Here is a 2,364-nt window from a genome sequence, read left to right as displayed (position 1 = left end):
TCCGGCATTCACGAACGCACCGCTTACATGGGAACCGCCCTCCACGATCAGCTTTTTTACGCCGAGCTCATCTGCGAGCGTTTCGATCACATGACCCAGGTCGATGTCCGGCCGCCCGAGTCCACGGCAATGCGGTTGCCGTCGAGCGTGAGCAGATCGGCGTCGATAGCGTCGGAAACGAGGGTTTGCCCGATGGCTTTCAGCACCATGTCGGCTTCGATCACGAAGCGTTCGCCTTGCGGGTTCTCGAACTCGACACCTGTCACCTGATCGCCTGCATTCAGCAACCGCACGGGCCTGGCGTGCGTGATGATCGACACGCCGTTGTGCTGCGCGAACTCGCGCTCCGCCCACGTCGCGCCCATGGTTTCCACGCCGCGCCGGTATGCCATCGTCACCGTTTGTGCGCCGAGCTTGCGACTCTGTACGGCGGCGTCGATAGCCGTGTTGCCGCCGCCGATCACCACCACGCGACGTCCGACCGGCACGCTTGCGAGGTCATCGGCCTGACGCACCTGTTCGATGAAATCCACCGCGTTGTACACGCCCTGCAATGTCTCGCCTTCGAGTTCGAGCGATCGCACGCCTGCAAGTCCGATTGCCAGGAACACGGCGTCGTGCTGTTTGCGCAATGCGTCGAGCGTGATATCGCGTCCGAGCATGACATCGTTCTTCACTTCAATGCCGCCAACCGAATAAAGCCATTCCACTTCGCGTTGCGCGAAGTCCTCCACCACCTTGTATGCAGCGATCCCATATTCGTTCAGACCGCCGGGTTTCGCCAACGCATCGAAAATCGTCACGCGATGCCCCGCGAGCGCAAGCTTGTGCGCACATGCCAATCCGGCCGGCCCCGCACCCACTATGGCGATATGACGTCCGGTATCGGCTTCGCGCTTGAACAAGGGCTCGCCCCGGCTCATCGCCCAATCAGTTGCATGGCGCTGCAATGCGCCAATAGCAACTGGTTTGTCATCCTTATGATTTCGGACGCACGCACCTTCACAGAGGATTTCTGTTGGACACACACGCGAGCACATGCCGCCAAGCGGATTCGCGGAAAGGATATCGACCGCCGCGCCTTTCAGGTTGCCGTTGCCGATCTTGCGGATGAAGCTCGGGATATCGATCTTCGTAGGACACGCATTGATGCACGGCGCGTCGTAACAATAGTGGCAACGGCTCGATGCAGCCGCTGCCGCGGTTGCATCGAGGAGCGGCGCCACGTCCGAGAACTCACACGCCAGTTGCTCTTGCGACAGCCTTTGCGGGGCAATGTCGCCGGTAGGCTTCATGGTCATACGCGTCCTTCCTGATTGTGGGGATTTTTTTATGGGTGCGGCGCTTGTTTGTTACTGACCGGCGCGTTCCAGCATGGCGTGAAGCAGCACGTTCGCGCCCGCTTCGATCCATTCTTCCGAGGCGTCCTCGATCTCGTTATGGCTGATCCCGTCGACGCAGGGTACAAAGACCATCGATGTCGGTGCGACCTTCGACAGGTAACACGCATCGTGTCCCGCGCCGGACACTATGTTCCTGTGCGGATAACCAAAGCGCTCGGCGGCAGCACGCACGGACGCGACGCAGGCGGTATCGAATGCAATGGGTGCGTAGTAGAAGATCTGTTCAAGATGCGTTTCAAGGCCGATACCACTCGCTATCTTCTCCACGCCTTCACGCAACGCGGCATCCATTTTGGCGAGCACGGCGTCATCGGGATGACGGAAGTCGACGGTGAAGAACACGCGTCCGGGAATCACGTTGCGCGAGTTCGGATGCACTTGCATCATGCCGACCGTCGCGCATGCGAGCGGCGCGTTATCGAGCCCGATACGATTCACGAGCTCCACCACGCGCGACGCGCCGAGCAATGCATCGCGACGCCGCGGCATGGGCGTAGGACCCGCATGCGCCTCCTGCCCCGTCAGCGTGATCTCGTACCAGCGCTGGCCTTGCGCGTCGGTGACCACGCCGATCGTCAGGTTCTCCGCTTCAAGAATCGGTCCCTGTTCAATGTGCAATTCAAAGGCCGCATGCAGCTTTCGTCCGCCGCAGGGCTCGCTGCCGGCATAACCGATTCGCTGCAGTTCCTCGCCGATCGTCTTGCCATCCACGTCCTTGCGCGACAGGCCGTAGTCGAGCGTGAACTCGCCTGCAAACACGCCGGAGGCCACCATGGCCGGTGCGAAACGCGAGCCTTCCTCATTCGTCCAGATCACGACTTCGACCGGATGCTCGGTCTCGATACCGCGATCATTGAGCGTGCGGATCACCTCGATACCACCAAGCACGCCATAGATGCCGTCGAAGCGTCCGCCCGCCGGTCGTCACGGGGTCGCACGCGGACTCGCAACCGACGGGCGA

2 pseudogenes are annotated in these 2,364 nt (G+C 61.2%); both read right to left on the bottom strand.

Features of this window, described 5'->3' with window-relative positions:
* Positions 1 to 101 precede the first annotated feature (101 nt).
* Positions 102 to 1,301, bottom strand: a pseudogene (locus ACRXB1_RS34660) (NAD(P)-dependent oxidoreductase); the annotation flags it as partial.
* Positions 1,302 to 1,352: 51 nt separating this feature from the next.
* Positions 1,353 to 2,327, bottom strand: a pseudogene (locus ACRXB1_RS34655) (allantoate amidohydrolase); the annotation flags it as partial.
* Positions 2,328 to 2,364: the final 37 nt, after the last annotated feature.

The organism is Caballeronia sp. M23-90 (assembly GCF_053574605.1).
This window is presented reverse-complemented; position numbering and strand designations above follow the sequence as displayed.